We start from the raw sequence: 19084 nt of genomic DNA on the forward strand, positions 1-19084 counted from the left end.
GCTTATTCCAAAGAGGTTTGATAATTGGCAAATATAAAAGAAATTCGTGACCGCATAAATAGCGTTAACGATACCAGAAAAATTACAAATGCCATGTACCTTATATCCTCTACCAAGCTTAGAAAAGCAAAGAAAATGCTGACAGATACGGAACCATTTTTCTTTGCTACCCAGGCAATGATCTCCAGAGTTGTAAGACATCTTCCGGAGGGAGTTGAGAACATCTTTTTGGAGTCCAAAAGCGATATTCCGGACAATGAAAAGAAAAGAGGCTATATCGTTTTTACTGATGATAAAGGTCTTGCTGGGGCTTATAACCACAATGTCTTAAAGCTTGCAGAGGAAAATATAAGCAAGAATGGCGATAATTTCAAGCTCTTTGTTATAGGAGAGGTGGGAAGATTTCATTTCCTTTCCAGGAACATAAGCATAGAGGAATCCTTTATGTTTACTTCCCAGAATCCAACACTTCACAGAGCCAGAAAGATAGCAGCGGAGATTCTGGATTACTATGACAGAAGAGAGATAGATGAATTTTACTGTATCTACACTACTGTTCATGGCAATGTGTGTGAAACAAGGTATGAAAAGCTGCTCCCACTTGAGATTATTACAAATATTCGAAAAGAGCACGTGCATACCGGGACAATGCTTGAGGAATTCCTGATGGAGCCAAGTCCTTCCGCAATTCTTGATAATATTGTTCCAAACTATATTACCGGATACATTTATGGAGCGTTAGTAGAAGCCTTTTGCAGTGTGCAGAGCTCGAGAATGATGGCTATGGATTCTGCCAACAAGAATGCCCAGAAGATGCTGGATGCACTTCAGAGAACTTACAACAGGCAGAGACAGGCTATGATCACGCAGGAGATAACAGAGGTTGCCAGCGGAGCCAAGGCACTTAAAAGGGCTAAACAACAAAAGGCCAGGAAGAGCAGAAAAGCACCTGATGCCAAGATTATAGATGAGACGAGGAGAAACACTGTTGAATAACGGACGGATTGTTCAGGTCATGGGACCTGTAGTAGATGTAAAATTTGATGATAGTGACCTTCCATTTATCAGTGATGCTCTGGAGGTATATGTTGAGGACAAAAAAAGAGTGATGGAGGTTGCCCAGCACATTGGAGAAGATGTTGTTCGCTGCATCATGCTTTCTCCAAGTGAAGGACTTTGCAAGGATATGACAGTTTATCCTACCGGAGGACCAATAAGTGTTCCTGTAGGAGAAGAAGTCCTTGGAAGACTCTTTAATGTTTTAGGAGATGCTATAGATCAAAAGGGCGATGTTGGCACCAGCGAAAAGTGGCAGATTCACAGAGATCCGCCTAAGCTTGTTGACCAGAGCCCTGTTGTAGAGGTTCTTGAGACCGGAATAAAGGTTATTGATCTTCTGGCTCCTTATGCCAAGGGTGGTAAGATAGGTCTATTTGGCGGTGCCGGTGTAGGAAAGACAGTCCTTATCCAGGAACTTATCCAGAATATCGCTACAGAGCATGGCGGATACTCTATTTTTACCGGAGTAGGTGAGAGATCAAGAGAAGGTAATGATCTGTGGTCAGAAATGACAGAATCTGGAGTTATCAGTAAGACTGCCCTTGTGTTTGGACAGATGAATGAGCCGCCGGGAGCACGTATGCGTGTTGCTGAGACGGGACTTACAATGGCTGAGTATTTCAGAGATGTCAAGCATCAGGACGTTCTTTTGTTTATAGACAATATCTTTAGATTTGTACAGGCAGGATCTGAAGTATCTTCACTTCTTGGAAGAATGCCTTCAGCCGTAGGTTATCAGCCAACTCTTTCTACAGACCTTGGAGCTCTTCAGGAGAGAATCACATCCACAAGGCTTGGATCTGTTACTTCTGTTCAGGCTGTATATGTGCCTGCGGACGACCTTACAGACCCTGCACCAGCTACGACCTTTGCTCACCTTGATGCGACAACAGTTTTGTCAAGGAAGATTGTAGAACAGGGTATTTATCCTGCTGTTGATCCTCTTGAATCTACCAGTAGAATTCTGGAAGAGGACATAGTTGGCAAGGAACATTATGAGACTGCTATGAAGGTTCAGGAGATCCTTCAGAAGTATAAAGAGCTTCAGGATATCATTGCTATTCTTGGTATGGAAGAGCTTAGTGATGAGGATAAGCTTACTGTTCATAGAGCACGTAAGATACAGAGATTTTTATCACAGCCATTCCATGTTGCTGAGCAGTTTACAGGTATTCCTGGTAAGTTTGTACCTCTTGCTGAGACTATCAGAGGATTTAAGGCTATAATAGATGGTGAGATGGATATGTATCCGGAATCAGCTTTCTTTAATGTTGGTACAATAGATGAAGTGGCAGAGAAGGCCAAGCAGATTGAGGCGTAAATATGAGTGATGAAAGATTTCCGACCTTTGGACTGCAGGTCATTTCAGTTAACGGAATGTTTTATGATGACAGAGCGGAAGAGATCATTCTGCCCTGCGATGATGGGGAACTTGCCCTTCTTGCGGGACATGAGGAGATGATCCTGGCTCTTTCTGATGGTGTAATTAAGATCAAAAAGCCTGGCGGAGAGTGGATTTATGGGGTAGTAAGTCTTGGCTCCGCACAGATGGCTAATAACAGGTGCATTGTAATTGTAAATACAGTCGAGAAACCTGAAGATATTGATAAGAGAAGAGCTCAGGAGGCATACGAGTTTGCTATGGAGCACCTTCTTCAGAAGCAGTCGATAAAGGAATTTAAGAAGTCTCAGGCAGGTCTTGCCAGAGCTCTTACAAGACTTAGCGCGGCTTCTAAGTATTCTGATAAGTAGTAGGGAGAATTGTTTTGAAAAAAGCTATGTGTGGGGGCTTTTTGCGCCTTCTTTTATTATTTTGTTTATGTTTGTCTGTGACTGGTTGCGGCAACAAAAATTCCAAGGCATTAGAAGAATATAAAACCAGTATGACAGAATTTTACGATGAGCTTGCTCGCTTAGACGGAGCTATAAATAATATAGATCCTGATTCTGAAACCGCCAAAATAGAGCTTTTAGGATACCTTGATGAGATGAATCAAGCCTATAAGACTATGGCGGCTATTGCTATTCCGGATGAATTTTCAGGAATAGCTGACATAGCACGTGAAGCTGCTGAATATATGCAGATGGCTGATGAATTCTATCATAGTGCTTATGATGGGGATTTTAATGCTGAAGATGAATCTCTTGCTTCTCAGTACTATGAAAGGGCCAATAATAGAGTAAAGGTTATGCTCCAGGTTCTTCATGGAGAGGTTCCAACTGGGGATGGGGTAACAGTAACAACTCAGGAGCCAGGACAGTTCTCTACTATAGGAGCTACTACAGAGTAATTCATGAAGGAAAACAGATTTCTTTATACAGTAAGATTTATTGCATGCCTTGCTGTCATTACAATACATACAAGATTTCCAGGATATTTTGGCCAGCTGCTGGATGCACTGGCCAGATTTGCTGTACCGTATTTCTTTGCCATTTCTGGCAGATTTCTTCTGGCGACCAATGAAGGCGGAACAAAATACATAAGATCAAGAACATGCAGAGCCTTAGGGAAAACCTTGAAAGTAACAGGGCTTGTTTATTTGATTTATCTTGCTTTTTCATTTGCTGTTTATATGATCTACCAAAATACTGTTTATGATTGGTTTAGCTCTAAGTTTAATCCGGCTGAAACTTTTAATTTTATTTTGTTTAATTCGGGTAAGTTTATTTACGATTGGACATATACCTTTGATCATATGTGGTATCTTTTTGCCTTGATCTATGTGTATGGCCTGATATACATTTTTGCACCGGTTCTTAGAAGCTGGTACAAGGGCCTTATCGGTATACTTCTTTTCTTTTTGTTCTTTGGGCAGCTTCTTCAGACCTATTACCCAATAAGGCCTTTTGGCATTAATATCTGCACCTGGTTTGTCATGCGAAACTGGCTGTTTGTAGGAATTCCCTTTGTACTTATAGGAGTGCTGTTCGCTGATTTCATAAGGGACAAGGTTGATACTCTTGATGAGGAAAAGAAAAACAGATGGATTAAAAGTGCCAGGGTAAAGGCTTTTCTTTTGCTGGGGGCAGGTGTTGTCCTTACAGCTGTTGAGATGCAGATTCTTGGCAAAAAAGAAGTTTATATGGGCTCTGTTTGTATTGTTGTCAGCATTTTGATCTTGTCAGAGTGTCTGGATATGGGAGGCAAGGTGCTATGGAAGATAGGAAGGGATGCTTCTTCAAACATTTACTATTACCATGTTCTTGTGATAGCAATAATAGATCACTTGGCTAATGCGGGCATCATTGCAGCTATGCCTATGTATGCAAAGCCTATAGTGGTGATGGCAATCTGTGTGATTTTATTCTATTTTGTGCCGGCCATTTTTCGAAAGAGGTTAAAAATGCCATCTAGTGTATGATGTTATTTAAGGTTATAGTGTAATAATTAGGACGAGGGTCTGCCCTATGGCTTATGTCGGTATATATGTATTTTTTACTCCTGTTGTGCTGAGCATTCCGACGAGCCCAGAGCATGAATCGCTTCGTGCATAGGCACTTACGATTCATTGGTCTCGTCTTCATAGCACAAAAAGTCGTAAAATAATACATATAATACCTTATAAGTCATAGGGCAGTTCCTCTGACTACGATATGCAAAGCGAAAAGAAGAATATAATAGTACTAAAGATTTATAAAATGATAAATTAAGAAAAAATATAGGATTTTGATATATGAATAAGGCTGAGTTTAGAAAGTTATGTGAGAATAGAATAATGTTCCTGGATGGTGCAACGGGAACAAATCTTATGAAGGCTGGAATGCCAGCTGGTGTGTGCCCTGAGAAATGGATCTTAGAGCACAGGGACATAATGTTCCAGCTTCAAAAGAGCTATGCAGAGGCTGGGGCAGATATTATCTATGCGCCTACCTTTACTGGAAACAGGATAAAGCTTGCTGATTATGGCCTTGGGGACAGGATAGAAGAGATAAATACTGAGCTTGTTAAGCTCTCTAAAGAAGCTGCGCCAAATTGCCTTGTTGCTGGTGACATTACAATGACTGGAAGGCAGCTTAAGCCTATAGGAGACCTTGATCTTGAAGAGCTTATTGATGTATACAAGGAGCAGATAAGGATTCTTGAAAAGGCTGGTTGTGACCTTCTTATAGTTGAGACAATGATGAGCCTTCAGGAGTGTAGAGCAGCACTCATAGCAGCAGGAGAGGTTTCTGACCTACCTGTTATGGTTACTCTTACTTTTGAGGCGGATGGAAGAACTCTTTACGGATCTGATGCTACTTCAAGTGCTATTACATTGGAGACTCTTGGGGCATGTGCAATCGGAGCTAACTGTTCAACTGGCCCTGACAGGATGCAGGAGATAATAAGGAATATGGCATCAGTTACCAATATTCCTATTATTGCCAAGCCCAATGCAGGCCTTCCTTCTGTTGATGAAAATGGCAACACTGAGTACGACATGGATGCAGATACCTTTGTGTCTGAGATGGATCTTTTAGTAAGAGCTGGTGCTTCCATTATTGGCGGCTGCTGCGGAACTACCCCTGAATATATCAGAAAGCTAAAGGAAGCCTATAAAGATATTAAGCCTTCAGAGCTTCTTGATGAAGAAGGGGGCAGAATTCCCAGAAAGATAAGCGGCAGAAGATATCTTGCTTCCGAGAGAATGAGCCTTTCTTTTGATCTTGATGAGAACTTCATGATAGTAGGGGAGAGAATAAATCCTACAGGGAAAAAGAAGTTGCAGGCCCAGCTAAGAGAAGGAAATCTTGACATGGTCTCTGACTTTGCAAGAGAACAGGAAAAAGAGGGTGCTTCGATTCTTGATATCAATGTAGGCATGAGTGGCATCGATGAGAAGGAAATGATGCTAAATGTCCTTGAGGAAGTAATGTCTATAACTGATCTTCCTCTATGCATAGATACCTCAAGTGCCGAAGTTATGGAAGCTGCACTTCGTATCTACCCTGGACGAGCACTTATGAATTCAATTTCTCTTGAAAAGGGAAAGGCTGAGAAATTCCTGCCACTTGCTAAAAAGTACGGGGCTATGTTTATTCTTTTGCCTCTTGCAGAGGCTCTTCCCAAGGACTCTGAGGAGAAGATAAATAATATTAATGAGCTCTCCAAGATGGCCTATGACCTTGGCATGACAAGGGAAGATATTGTGGTGGATGGTCTTGTGGCAACTGTTGGTGCTGACCCTAATGCGGCTCTTAATACTCTTGAAACTATCGAGTACTGTCATGATAACGGCTATGCTACAATCTGCGGCCTTTCCAATATTTCTTTTGGCTTGCCCCAGAGAATGAATGTAAATACTGCCTTTCTCACTATGGCAATTTCAAGAGGCCTTACTATGGCCATTGCTAATCCATCACAGGAGATGCTGGTCAATGCGGCATTTGCCAGTGACCTTTTGAGGAAAAAAGAAGGTGCAGATGTCAGATACATTACCAGAATGGAGAGATACGCAGACCAGGGGGCAGTTGTTGCAGATACAAACGCTAAAACGATAAATGCACCTTTGGAAAGTGATAATATTCTTGATATAATTAAGAAAGATGTACTTAATGGTTCAAAGAGAACTATTGTAAAAGACACTGAAAAGGCTGTAAAAGAGGGAATTGAACCCAGAAAGATATTGGATGAAGTCCTGATGCCGGCTATAAATGAGGTTGGAGATTTGTTTGATAAGGGCAAATACTTTTTGCCACAGCTTATAGCAGGGGCTGAAGCCATGAAGCTTTCCATTGGCTTTTTGGAGCCTCTTCTTAAGGAAGGCGAGGGTACAGGAGAAAAACTGCCAGCTATTGTGATTGCAACGGTTCACGGAGATATTCATGATATAGGTAAGAACCTGGTAGCCCTTATGCTCAAGAACTACGGCTTTGATGTTCATGACCTTGGTAAGGACGTTCCAAGAGAAGAGATTATAAAGGCAGCCAAGGAATATGATGCCAAGATCATAGCTCTTTCAGCACTTATGACTACCACAATGAAGGAGATGAAAAACGTGGTGGAGCTTGCAAAGGCGGAGCACCTTGATGCCAAGATCATAATTGGCGGTGCTGTAGTTACTCAGGACTATGCTGATGAGATCGGGGCTGATGGCTATTCTTCTGATGCAGCAGATGCTGTGAGAGTTGTAAAAAACATACTGGGAATAGAGTAGGGAGGAAATCCTTGTGATAGGCGCTGAGGTTATTGTTAAGTGTTTGGAAAAAGAAAATACGAAGGTTATCTTTGGTTACTCTGGAGTTGCCATTGATCCCTTCTGGAATAAGATGACGGAGTCAGGCATTAAAAGAGTGCTGGTTCGAACTGAGCAAAATGCAGCACACCTTGCAAGTGGCTATGCCAGAATTAGCGGCGGAGTTGGCGTGTGCGCAGTAACTTCCGGCCCTGGCGCTACGAACCTTATTACAGGAATTGCCACAGCCTACGCTGACAGCATTCCTATGGTTGCAATCACAGGCCAGGTAAATAGCGACATGATAGGAAGTGATGTTTTCCAGGAAGCAGATATTACCGGCGCTGTAGAGTCTTTTGTCAAGTACAGCTATCTTGTAAGAAATGTAGAAGACCTTCCAAGAGTCTTTAAGGAAGCTTTCTATATAGCAAGCACTGGAAGACGTGGTCCGGTACTTATAGATATTCCTTTTGATGTGCAGAATGCAGAGTTTGGCGATAAGTTTACTTACCCTGAATCAATTTCTATGCGTAGCTACAAGCCAACAGTAAAGGGAAATGTTGCGCAGATCAAGAAGGTAATAAAAGAGGTTGAGAAATCAAGGAAACCTATAATCTGTGTTGGAGGCGGTGTGCACCTTAGCGGCGCAACTGCAGAGATCAGAAAGTTTGCTGAGCTTAACAATGTGCCTGTAGTTTCTACCATGATGGGAATTGGAGTTATGCCATCAGACCATCCGCTGTACTTTGGAATGGTGGGCAATAATGGACAGCCTTTTGCAAACAGAGCTATGAATGAGTCAGACCTTCTCCTTATGGTTGGAGCAAGAGTTGCAGACAGAGCAGTAAACAGACCAGATCTTATAACTGAGAATAAGGTTATGGTCCATATAGATGTAGATCCTGCAGAAATAGGAAAAAACGTAGGACCTACTATTCCGCTTGTTGGAGATATCAAGCACATTTTCCAGGACTTTTTAGAGCAGGATGATCATGCTGATGAGCATAGAGAATGGCTCTCTATCCTTAATGGTTACAAGAAAGAAATGGCTTCAGGCAGGATGCCTGCTGAGGGCGATTTTGTAGAACCCAAGGATTTCATGGAAAAGCTCTCTGCCGCTGTAGAGGACGATGCTATTTATGTAGCAGATGTTGGCCAGAATCAGATGTGGTCCTGCGCTTACTACAAGGTTAGAAATGGCAGGTTTTTGACCTCGGGCGGAATGGGAACAATGGGCTATTCCATCCCTGCAGCCATGGGGGCCAAGCTGGCAGCTCCTTCCAAGCAGGTTCTTGCAGTTATAGGAGATGGAGCTTTCCAGATGTCTATGATGGAACTTGCTACCATGCGCCAGTACGGCATCAATATCAAGATAATTGTGATGAAGAACGGTTTCCTTGGAATGGTTCGTGAGCATCAGCATTATGCCTATGATGACACCTATTCCATGGTTGAACTTAAGGGAGATCCCGAGCTTTCTCTTATCGCCGCAGCCTACGATATGGATTATATGAAGATCACCGGCGAGGATGATATTTCAGAAAAACTTGCTGAGTTTTTGGCTGATGACAAGGCAGCACTTCTGGAAGTCCGCGTAGATCCAATGGAGCTTGTGAAGTACTAATACAAATAAGTGGTGGTGAAAATATGCGTAGAATATATTCAGTACTGGTAGAGAACAGAGCTGGTGTACTTTCAAAGGTTGCAGGCCTGTTCTCCAGAAGAAATTTCAATATTGATTCACTTGTAGTTGGCGAAACCGCAGACAAGGGCATTTCTGCTATGACAATTGTATCAAGCGGAGATGAACGCACTATTGAGCAGATTGAGAAACAGCTCAACAAGAAAATTGATGTCATAAAGGTCAAGACCTTCAAGGAGAGCATGTCCATAAACAGGGAACTTATGCTCATCAAGGTCAAATACAACAAAGAGAACAGGCGCGATATCATGGAAAATTGTGAAATCATGCATGCTCAGATTGTAGACATGTCCAAGAATCTCATGATGATCCAGATCTGCGACACATCAGAGCGTATAGAGCTCTTTATCGAGATGCTAAAGAGTGTCAGCATAGTTGAGATTGCCAGAACAGGCACGGTTGCCCTCACTAAGTGCAAGGAACAGTGATAATATAGTTTTATCTAGAGACCATATGGTGGCAGAAGTGGATTTTTTTGTCATATTTGAAATTATGACAAGAAAATCCACTTTTTCTTATGGGGGCATTTTGATAAAATCACCATATGAAAAATGAAGATTTTTATCAGAAAAAAATCAGCAGACAATATATTTCTCTGGTGTTTACGCTTATATTTGTGGTAGCCACGTTAGTGGGGGGCTCACTATATTTTAGATTTTACAGATCAGATATCCTGAGGCAGGCAGAAGAAACTGAGTACGACAAGTATTTTGTAATGATAACAGACAACTACAAGTCGGACTTCTGGAGGGCAGTGTATAAGGGAGCACTGGAAACAGCCAAAGAGCAGGGAATTTATATAGATCTTTTGGGAGAGAATCTATCAGGGGATTATTCTACTAAGGAGCTTATGAGAATAGCCATAGCTTCTGAGGTTGATGGAATAATAGTCTATGCAAGTGAAGCTCCGGCTATGGCCAATCTAATAGATGAAGCTGTAAGGAACGGAATTCCTGTAGTCACTCTATATGGAGATAGTACGCATTCAGACAGGCTCAGCTTTGTGGGAGTTAGCGGATACAGTGTCGGTAAGCTCTATGGCAAACAGATAGTGGATATCATCAAGGAAAAGAGAAGGCAGGATTTTCTTGAAACTGATCATATAGATGACAGGAGCAAGATCCAGATAGCGGTCCTTGCCAGCGCAGATACTCTTGATTCAGGACAGAATATCATTATTTCCTCCATGCAGGATACTATAAGGCAGGAAAATGCTACTGACTCTGAATTTGAGGTTGAGGTGGTGGCAGTAGATAATACCAATGCCTTTTCTGTAGAAGAATCCATACGAGATATCTTTATGCAGGAGGAAGTGCCTGATGTTATTGTGTGCCTCAATGAGCTTAATACAATTTGTACATATCAGGCGGTAGTTGACTTTAACATGGTAGGTGATGTCAATGTCCTTGGCTATTATGACTCTGAAGATATAGTCAATGCTATCGACAGGGGTGGAATCTACGCTACCATATCAATTGATACCTTGCAGCTTGGACAGTATAGCGTTCAGGCTCTTTTGGACTACTACGAAACAGGAAATACCAGTGAATACTTTACTGCTGATACAACTCTTATTGACAAGAGTAATGTAGACCAGTTCAAGAATAAGGAGGAGCAGGATGAATAAATTTTTAAACAGCTCCCTCCAGTCTAAGATCATAAGTGTCTGTGTCTTTGCCAATATTCTGATATTTGTGGTAAATGTATTTCTTTTAGCAGGGATAAATAGTATGTCCAAGGATATGGACATGGTGTATGAGGATAACAGGGCGCTAAATGAGCTCACAAGAGCTCTAGATGATGTTCAGGATTCCATGACTGCTTATCTTAGTTCCAAAACCAGTGATTCTCTCGAGAGCTACTATATTAGTGCTCAGGAACTTTCAAATCTGGCCGGAGACTTAAGCGGCAGGATAACAGATCTTTCCTACAACCGCATGGAGAGAAACATAAAGAACATGACCTCCAACTATCTTACAGAGGTAGAGGGAACAATAGATGGAAAGCGTGGAAGAAATGTAGAGAAGTACCGCGCAGGATACGAAAGATCAACAGAACTCTACAGCTACATAAAGGCTTATCTTTCAAGGCTGAATCTTGAGTTGTTTGTATCAAATTCTGAGAACTTTACATCGCTTCTTAGGGCCTTTAAGACCTTTGAAATAGTGGCAGTTGTAGTCATGACCTTAGTTATGATAGGAAATGTCATTATAGTCACAAGCTTTGTTAAGACCATGATCCTTCCTCTTAAAAAGCTCTCGGATTCAGCAGATGAGGTGGCTGATGGTAACTTTGACATTGTGCTTCCCACCGTTCATTACAACGACGAAGTTGGCATAGTTATCGGGGCCTTTAATAAAATGGTCATCAGCATCAGAGACTACATCGAAAAGCTAAGAGAGAGTCTTGAAAAAGAGAAAGACATGCAGGAAAAAGAGCTGTCTATGGAGGCACATTTAAAGGACGCCCAGCTTAAGTATCTAAAAGCCCAGATAAATCCGCATTTTCTTTTTAATACCTTAAATGCCGGGGCGCAGCTTGCAATGATGGAAGGGGCTGACAGGACCTATGAGTATGTGCAGACTGTTGCCGACTTTTTCAGATACAATGTCAAGAACCGCCAGGATACAGTAAGAGTACGAGAAGAGGTAACTCTTGTAGATAATTATATTCAGATCCTGAATGTAAGGTTTTCAGGGGATATTGGCTACGACAAGCAGGTTGATGAAAGGCTTCTTGATCATCACATGCCCAGCATGATATTGCAGCCTATAGTAGAGAATGCAGTTAATCACGGCATAAGGGAAATGGCTGGGGAAGGCAGGATACTTCTAAAGGTTTACAGAGAGGATGACAATCTCTGCATCAGCATCATTGATAATGGTAAGGGAATGAGCAGGGAGACAATAGAGGAGATTCTCTCAGGCACGAGAAACCCGGACAAGATAAGGTATGACAATAATGGAATAGGTATGGATAATGTGATATCAAGACTTCGCATATTTGCGGGCAAAAGAGATGTTATCAGTATCTACAGTAAAGGCGAAGGCTATGGATGTGAGGTTAAGCTCAGCCTTCCACTTGGGGAGAAGTAATATGTATAGAGTAATGCTTGCAGACGATGAGGGAATCGTTATTGATTCCACGAAATTCATTATAGAAAAAGAGTTTGGAGATGCCTGCCTTATAGAGTATGCCAAGACAGGGCGAAAGGTAATTGAGCTTGCAGAGAGCTTCAGGCCGGACATTGCCATTATAGATATCCATATGCCTGGTATAAACGGAATAGATGCCATAAGGGAGATGCAGAGGTTTTGCACTAACACGGTATTTATCATAATGTCGGCCTATGACAAGTTCGATTACGCCAAAGAGGCCATAAAGCTTGGAGTTATGGAATATATCACCAAGCCCATGGAGAGGACAAAGGTCATAAATGTCCTTAGAAGGGCTATGGAGCAGATTGACAGGGACAGGGAAAAGAGAAGCAACGAGCTTCTTATAAAGGAAAAGCTAGAGACTGTTGAGCCTATCATAGAAAATGGTCTTATATACGATATCCTTCTTCAGGAGCATTTTGATGAAGATATAGAGAACTATAGGACAATCCTTGGTATAGAGGCAGGTTACGGCTATATGATGGCTATCGTCTGTGGAGATTCCCAGGAGGGAAACCATATGACAAACGCCATAGGAAGTTCCGTTAAGATATCCGGCAAATATCAGGAGATAAGAGAAGGAGTAAAGAGCTTTTTTGGCTGCATGGTTGGAAATGTTATGGCCAATAAGATCGCAGTTCTTGTCCCATGTAAGGATTCCGAAATGGAACTATCTGAAAGGTCAGAGCTAATAGACAGGGCAAGGGAAATGGCAAGATATCTTAAGAAACGTACAGATATCAGTTTTAGAGTAGGAATCGGCGGCGTAAAGCCCTTAAAGGAACTTGGAGATTCCTACAAGGAGGCTTTAAATGCCCTTATTGCAACAACTGGAACTGTTGCTCATACAGATGATCTTAATGTTGCCTGTGATTATGAGGACGGATATCCTATAGCCCTTGAGAAACCTTTGTTTGAAGCAGTAGGTAAAGGAGACCTTAATGAAACTAAGGTAATAGCTGGCAAATATTCTGACTGGATGTGCCAGAAGGCCCAGGACGGGGATCTGATGTCAATGCGGCTTAAGGTATTGGAATTTGCTCTTTACGCAGAGCACCTTGCTTATCAGTCAGGAGGGCAGACTTACAGGTATTCCAGCAGGACTAATTATCTTCCTGAGATCATGGCACTTGATAGTACGGATTCTATAAGGGAGTGGTTTCTTTTAAAAGTCACAAACGCCTGCAGGGACGTAATTAGTAAAAAAGAGGAGCGATCAGGAAATATCATTAAAACAGCCAAGGACTATATAAATTCTCATTACGATAAGGATATTTCCCTTGATGATGTATCAAGGATCGTTAACATTTCTCCTTACTACTTTAGCAAGATTTTCAAGGAAGAGAGTGGCCTTAACTTTATTGAGTATCTTACTAACATAAGAATAGACAAGGCTAAAAAGCTACTTGAGAATTCAAATCTTTCGGTAAAAGAGATATGCGTTTCCTGCGGGTATTCAGATCCAAACTATTTTAGCCGCAGTTTTAAAAAGAACGTAGGACTTACACCTACTGAATACAAGGACAGATTTACTTTTAGCGCTTGAAACTAATATTTTGTAAGTGGGGCATGGAAGGTATGATGGGAAAATATAAAATTGGGGTGATTGTTTTTCTTTTGACAGCCTGTATCCTTGGGGGCTGCGGGAACACTAGTCTTGAAAGTGTAAAAAGCAGCTCTGCCACGGAAGATAAGGTACAGATTGGAATGTGCTTTGACTCCTTTGTTATAGAGAGGTGGCAAAGGGACAGGGATGTATTTGTGTCAGCAGCCAAGGAGCGAGGGGCGGAAGTCAATGTTCAGAATGCCAATGGAGATCCTAAAAAGCAGAAGGAACAAATTGAATACTTTATCAAAAAAGGTATGGACGTAATAGTTATAATCAGCATTGACCCCGAGGTGATAGCTGATTCTGTCAAGAAAGCCCAGGATGAAGGAATAAAGGTCATAGCCTATGACAGGCCTATAACAGGAGCAGGAGCAGATCTGTATATCTCTTTTGACAACGAGATGGTTGGAGAGATGATGGGGCAGGCTTTGGTAGATAGCGGCCTTAAAAATGGCAAGGTGGTTATGATCTGCGGATCGCCCACTGACAAAAATGTACCTATGGTCTGTGAGGGTTTTGAAAGAGTCATGGAAGAAAACGGGAACGAGATCCTGGATGTGTTCTATGCAGATGGATGGAAGGCTGAGGCAGCAGGGGATTATGTCTATAGTCATCCGGAGATCATAGAGGAAGCGGACGCGGTTATGTGCGGCAATGATGATCTTGCAAGCAAAGTGGTCTATGCCCTTTCTGAAAAGAGACTTGCAGGTAAAAAACTTGTTGTGGGGCAGGATGCAGATCTGGAGGCTTGTCAGAGAATTGTTGAGGGCACTCAGCTTATGACTGTCTATAAGCCTATAGAGAAGCTGGCTGGGACAGCGGCAGAGGCAGCAGTTGCAATGGCCCTTGGAGAGCCTTTGGATTCTGAACTCTATGAATATGATGATGGCAAGAAAAATGTGCCATATCTAAAGATTGAAACTATCAGTGTTTCTGCTGATAACATGGATGAAGTTATAGTAAAGAGTGGCTTCCATCTCAAAGAGGATATTTATCTAAATGTACCTGACAAGGCATCTAACTAGGATAAACTAAATACCATATAGCAATAATTTATAAAAAGAGCAGTTGTGTTTGCAAAAAAATGCTAGCACAGCTGCTTTTTCTTTTTCTCCTAGGATAAAAATATGCAGAATATCGCAAGTTAGTGCTTATTTTTCTATGCTAAATTTTTCTTGTCAAGTAAAGCGGACACGAAAGTGTCTAGAAAAAGATTATTGTTGGAGGGAAGAAAAATGAAAAAAAGATTACTTAGTGGCCTTTTGGCTGCAGCTATGGCAGCTACTCTTCTGATGGGATGTGGCAGTAAGTCGGCTGAAGTTGCTGGTGCTCAGAGAGAGACAAACGGAAAGGTCGGCGTTGCAATGCCAACCAAGGACCTTCAGAGATGGAATCAGGACGGAGCAAACATGGAGGAGCAGCTCAAGGCAGCAGGCTATGAGGTTGATCTTCAGTACGCTTCAAATGATATTGCAACTCAGGTATCACAGATTGAGAACATGATCTCATCTGGAGCACAGGTTCTTGTAATTGCTTCTATCGATGGCGATTCACTTGGAACAGTACTGGCTCAGGCCAAGGAAGCTGGCATTAAGGTAATCGCATATGATCGTCTTATTATGAATTCTGATGCCGTTTCATATTATGCAACCTTTGATAACTACATGGTTGGAACCAAGCAGGGTGAATATATCAAAGAGCAGCTTGATCTTGATAATGCAGCTGGCCCATTCAATATCGAAATCTTCACAGGCGACCCTGGTGACAACAACGCAAGATTCTTCTATGGCGGAGCAATTGATGTATTAAAGCCATACATTGAGTCAGGCAAGCTCGTTGTTCAGTCTGGACAGGTTGAATTCGACAACGTTGCTACAGCTAACTGGTCAACAGAGAATGCACAGTCAAGAATGGATGCTATTATCTCTGCTAACTATGCAAATGGAACAAAGCTTGATGCAGTTCTTTGCTCAAACGATTCAACAGCTCTTGGTGTAACAAACTCACTTGAAGCTAACTACACAGGCGAGTGGCCTATCATCACAGGTCAGGACTGTGACGTTGCAAACGTTAAGAATATGATCGCTGGCAAGCAGTCAATGTCTATCTTCAAGGATACAAGAACTCTTGCAGCTAAGACAGTTGAGATGGTTGATGCAATCATGAAGGGCACAGAAGCTCCTGTTAATGACACAAAGACCTATGACAATGGCACTGGTGTTATTCCTTCATTCCTCTGCGAGCCTGTATTTGCAGATGTAAACAACTACAAAGAACTTCTTATCGATTCAGGTTACTACAAGGAAGATGATCTTAAGTAAGCAATAAATAGGTAACAGAATGGGGTGCATAGCATGCTGGCATGCATTATGCATCCCATTATAGTTACTGTTTATCGCTTCTAACTAAAATAATAAAAAAGGAGGAGGGGCAAAGGTGGAGAAGATATTGCTTGAAATGAAGAATATCACCAAGACCTTTCCTGGGGTTAAAGCGCTTGATAACGTAAACCTGCAGGTTGCAGAAGGTGAGATTCATGCTCTTGTTGGGGAGAACGGTGCAGGAAAATCTACTTTGATGAACGTATTAAGTGGAGTATATCCATTTGGTTCATACGAAGGCGACATTGTCTATGATGGAGAAACATGTCAGTTTGCAGCAATTAAGGATAGTGAAGATAAAGGAATAGTTATTATCCATCAGGAATTGGCACTTATCCCATATATGTCAATTGCTGAAAACATGTTCCTTGGTAATGAGAGAGGAACAAAGTTAAAGATCAATTGGAACGAAACTAATGAACTTGCAAAAAAGTTCTTGAATATAGTTGGACTTAATGAAAGCACACAGACTCTGATAAAAGATATTGGAGTAGGTAAGCAGCAGCTTGTTGAAATTGCAAAGGCTCTTTCTAAGGATGCAAGGCTTCTTATTCTTGATGAGCCAACTTCATCTTTAAACGAGACGGATTCTAAAGCTCTTTTGGACTTGCTTCTTAGACTAAAAAAAGAAAGAAATCTTACGTCTATTATCATTTCCCACAAGCTTAATGAAGTTTCCTATGTGGCAGATAAGATCACGGTCATAAGAGATGGTGCTACTATCGAAACCCTTACAAAAGGCATTGATGATTTCTCTGAGTCAAGGATCATAAAGGGAATGGTAGGGCGAGAACTCTCTGACAGATTTCCAAAGAGAGTACCTCACGTAGGTGAAGTTTTGATGGAAGTTAAAAACTGGAACGTATATCATCCCCAGCACAAGGATAGAAAGGTCTGCGACAACATTAACATTAATGTCAGAAGAGGCGAAGTCCTTGGCATATCAGGTCTTATGGGTGCTGGAAGAACTGAGCTTGCCATGAGTATTTTTGGCAAGAGCTATGGAGAAAATATATCCGGAGAGATTTATATAAATGGACAGAAGGTTGTTCTAAATACTGTAAATAGCGCTATCAAACACGGACTTGCCTATGTTACAGAGGACAGAAAAGGAAACGGCCTGATCCTTACTAATTCTATAAAGATAAATACAACTCTGGCTAACCTTGAAGCAGTCAGCTCCAGAAGAGTAATAGACAAGCACAAGGAATATGCAGTGGCTGTTGAATACAAGGAAAAGCTAAAGACAAAATGCCCTACAGTTGATCAGAACGTGGGCAATTTAAGTGGTGGTAATCAGCAAAAGGTTCTTCTTGCAAAATGGATGTTTGCAGATCCTGAAATCCTTATTCTGGATGAGCCTACAAGAGGAATAGATGTTGGCGCCAAGTACGAAATCTACTGCATCATAAACCAATTGGTGGCTGAGGGAAAATCTGTGATAATGATCTCTTCAGAAATGCCGGAAATACTTGGAATGTGCGACAGAATATATGTAATGAATGAGGGCAGGATTGTTGGGGAGATGGATGCAATTGAGGCTACACAGGAAAAAATCATGGCCAGCATCTTAGGAACTGCCGATAGTAAGGAGGAGTCAGCTTAAATGGGTAAGGAAAAAGTATTTGAATTCTTAAAAAAGAACACAATGGTGATTGTGCTTATTATTGTTTTGGGTTTTTTCTCCTGGCGGACTGATGGGGCAATACTTCTGCCAATGAATGTAAGTAATCTTATATCACAGAATGCATATGTATTTATTCTCGCAACAGGTATGCTCTTATGTATTCTTACTGGTGGTAATATCGATCTTTCAGTTGGATCTGTAGTTTGCTTTGTAGGTGCAGTTGGCGCACTTTTAATGGTGAATTTCGGAGTGCCTACATGGGCAGCAATAGCCATCATGGTGCTTATTGGAACAGCAATTGGCGCTTTCCAGGGCTTTTGGATTGCATTTGTTAGAATCCCTCCCTTTATCGTAACACTGGCAGGAATGCTTGCCTTTAGAGGACTTTCAAACGTAGTACTCAATGGACTTACAGTATCTATCAAGGATGAGACAACATTTGTAAATCTCTTTGGAGGCGGAGCAGACTGCTATATTCCTGATTACTTTTCTGATGGCAAACTTAATATGACATGCCTTTTTGGAGGCATTCTGGCGGTAGTTGTACTTGTTGGACTTAATATATATGGCAGGATCAAAAAGACAAAAAGCGGTTATGATGTTGAGCCAATCTGGGCTTTTGGATTTAAGATCATTTTGATAGCGGCAGCTCTTTTGGCTTTCTCTTATAAGCTTGCTCAGCATAAAGGTATTCCTACAGTTCTTATCTGGGTTTTAGTTGTTGTAATCATCTATGCTTATATTACAAGCAACACTACAACTGGCCGATATTTCTATGCAGTAGGTGGTAATGAAAAGGCAACAAAGCTTTCCGGAATCGATACAAACAAGGTATACTTCCTTGCTTACATGAACATGGGCTTTTTGGCTGCTCTTGCTGGAATGGTAACAATCGCAAGACTTACATCTGCTCAGCCAACCTATGGACAGAACTATGAGATGGATGCCATCGGTTCCTGCTTTATCGGCGGTGCTTCTGCCTACGGCGGAATAGGTACAGTTCCAGGAGTTATTGTTGGTGCAGTACTTATGGGTGTTATCAACCTTGGAATGTCACTTATGGGTGTAGATGCCAACATGCAGAAAGTAGTTAAGGGCGTTGTACTTCTTGCAGCTGTAATCTTTGATGTTGTATCTAAGCGCGGCGGCAAGATGATCGTCAAGAATTGATATTAAAAAAATATAAACAAACAGGAGAACTTGCCTGGGTGAAGGGCAGGTTCTCTTTCTTTTGCCCGTATTTGTGCTGTTTAAAGGAAATTTTTTATCTATAAAAAGGATGTTAAAAAAATATCAAAAACCATTGAAATATAGGAAAAAGTGTGTAAAAATAAGAATGGTGTTCTGCGGTCGGCATATAAAAGAAACTGCAGACACGTCTTTGAATGTGGTG

At 41.6% G+C, this 19084-nt stretch carries 15 protein-coding genes; all 15 read left to right on the forward strand.

The features are described from left to right. Nucleotides 1-24 precede the first annotated feature (24 nt). Nucleotides 25-996 (forward strand): ATP synthase F1 subunit gamma, encoded by a 972-nt coding sequence (gene atpG / locus G631_RS0104685; protein WP_026488470.1) that lies wholly within the window; start codon nucleotides 25-27, stop codon nucleotides 994-996. After that, entirely contained in the window at nucleotides 968-2380 is a 1413-nt protein-coding gene (gene atpD, locus G631_RS0104690) for a F0F1 ATP synthase subunit beta (RefSeq protein WP_442855800.1), read from the forward strand. The genes atpG and atpD overlap by 29 nt, the downstream gene beginning before the upstream one ends. 2 nt (nucleotides 2381-2382) lie before the next feature. Further along, nucleotides 2383-2811 carry an ATP synthase F1 subunit epsilon gene (gene atpC, locus G631_RS0104695; RefSeq protein ID WP_026488472.1) on the forward strand — a complete coding sequence of 143 codons (429 nt, stop codon included), beginning with the start codon at nucleotides 2383-2385 and terminating at the stop codon, nucleotides 2809-2811. A 131-nt stretch (nucleotides 2812-2942) separates the two neighbouring features. Beyond that, a complete protein-coding gene (locus tag G631_RS0104700) occupies nucleotides 2943-3350 on the forward strand; it encodes a hypothetical protein (RefSeq protein WP_155833870.1) in 408 nt (135 codons plus the stop codon). 3 nt (nucleotides 3351-3353) lie between these two features. After that, nucleotides 3354-4421, forward strand: a complete 1068-nt coding sequence (locus G631_RS0104705; RefSeq protein ID WP_026488474.1) for an acyltransferase family protein — start codon at nucleotides 3354-3356, stop codon at nucleotides 4419-4421. Between the two features lie 312 nt (nucleotides 4422-4733). Continuing rightward, nucleotides 4734-7196, forward strand: a complete 2463-nt coding sequence (locus G631_RS0104710) for a homocysteine S-methyltransferase family protein (RefSeq protein WP_026488475.1) — start codon at nucleotides 4734-4736, stop codon at nucleotides 7194-7196. A 13-nt stretch (nucleotides 7197-7209) separates the two neighbouring features. Then, complete coding sequence (gene ilvB / locus G631_RS0104715; RefSeq protein ID WP_026488476.1) at nucleotides 7210-8838, forward strand: biosynthetic-type acetolactate synthase large subunit; 1629 nt, start codon at nucleotides 7210-7212, stop codon at nucleotides 8836-8838. Nucleotides 8839-8861: 23 nt separating this feature from the next. Next, nucleotides 8862-9344 (forward strand): acetolactate synthase small subunit, encoded by a 483-nt coding sequence (gene ilvN, locus G631_RS0104720; RefSeq protein WP_026488477.1) that lies wholly within the window; start codon nucleotides 8862-8864, stop codon nucleotides 9342-9344. Nucleotides 9345-9547: 203 nt separating this feature from the next. Next, nucleotides 9548-10543, forward strand: coding sequence for a sugar ABC transporter substrate-binding protein (locus G631_RS0104730; RefSeq protein WP_207637874.1), 996 nt, complete (start codon nucleotides 9548-9550; stop codon nucleotides 10541-10543). Further along, nucleotides 10536-12011, forward strand: coding sequence for a sensor histidine kinase (locus G631_RS0104735; RefSeq protein ID WP_026488479.1), 1476 nt, complete (start codon nucleotides 10536-10538; stop codon nucleotides 12009-12011). Before G631_RS0104730 ends, G631_RS0104735 begins: the two co-directional genes overlap by 8 nt. Nucleotide 12012: 1 nt before the next feature. Next, the gene (locus tag G631_RS0104740; protein ID WP_026488480.1) at nucleotides 12013-13620 is read left to right on the forward strand and encodes a helix-turn-helix domain-containing protein; all 1608 of its coding nucleotides are present in this window, start codon (nucleotides 12013-12015) and stop codon (nucleotides 13618-13620) included. Between the two features lie 32 nt (nucleotides 13621-13652). Continuing rightward, complete coding sequence (locus G631_RS0104745; RefSeq protein WP_330365666.1) at nucleotides 13653-14708, forward strand: sugar ABC transporter substrate-binding protein; 1056 nt, start codon at nucleotides 13653-13655, stop codon at nucleotides 14706-14708. Nucleotides 14709-14918: 210 nt separating this feature from the next. Further along, nucleotides 14919-16004 (forward strand): multiple monosaccharide ABC transporter substrate-binding protein, encoded by a 1086-nt coding sequence (gene chvE, locus G631_RS0104750; protein WP_026488482.1) that lies wholly within the window; start codon nucleotides 14919-14921, stop codon nucleotides 16002-16004. 115 nt (nucleotides 16005-16119) lie between these two features. Then, nucleotides 16120-17670 (forward strand): multiple monosaccharide ABC transporter ATP-binding protein, encoded by a 1551-nt coding sequence (mmsA, locus tag G631_RS0104755; protein ID WP_026488483.1) that lies wholly within the window; start codon nucleotides 16120-16122, stop codon nucleotides 17668-17670. Beyond that, on the forward strand, nucleotides 17671-18861 hold the full coding sequence (gene mmsB / locus G631_RS0104760) for a multiple monosaccharide ABC transporter permease (protein ID WP_026488484.1): 1191 nt from the start codon (nucleotides 17671-17673) through the stop codon (nucleotides 18859-18861). The last annotated feature ends 223 nt before the right edge of the window (nucleotides 18862-19084 follow it).

This window comes from Butyrivibrio sp. XBB1001 (assembly GCF_000424505.1).
Classification (GTDB): Bacteria; Bacillota; Clostridia; order Lachnospirales; family Lachnospiraceae; genus Butyrivibrio.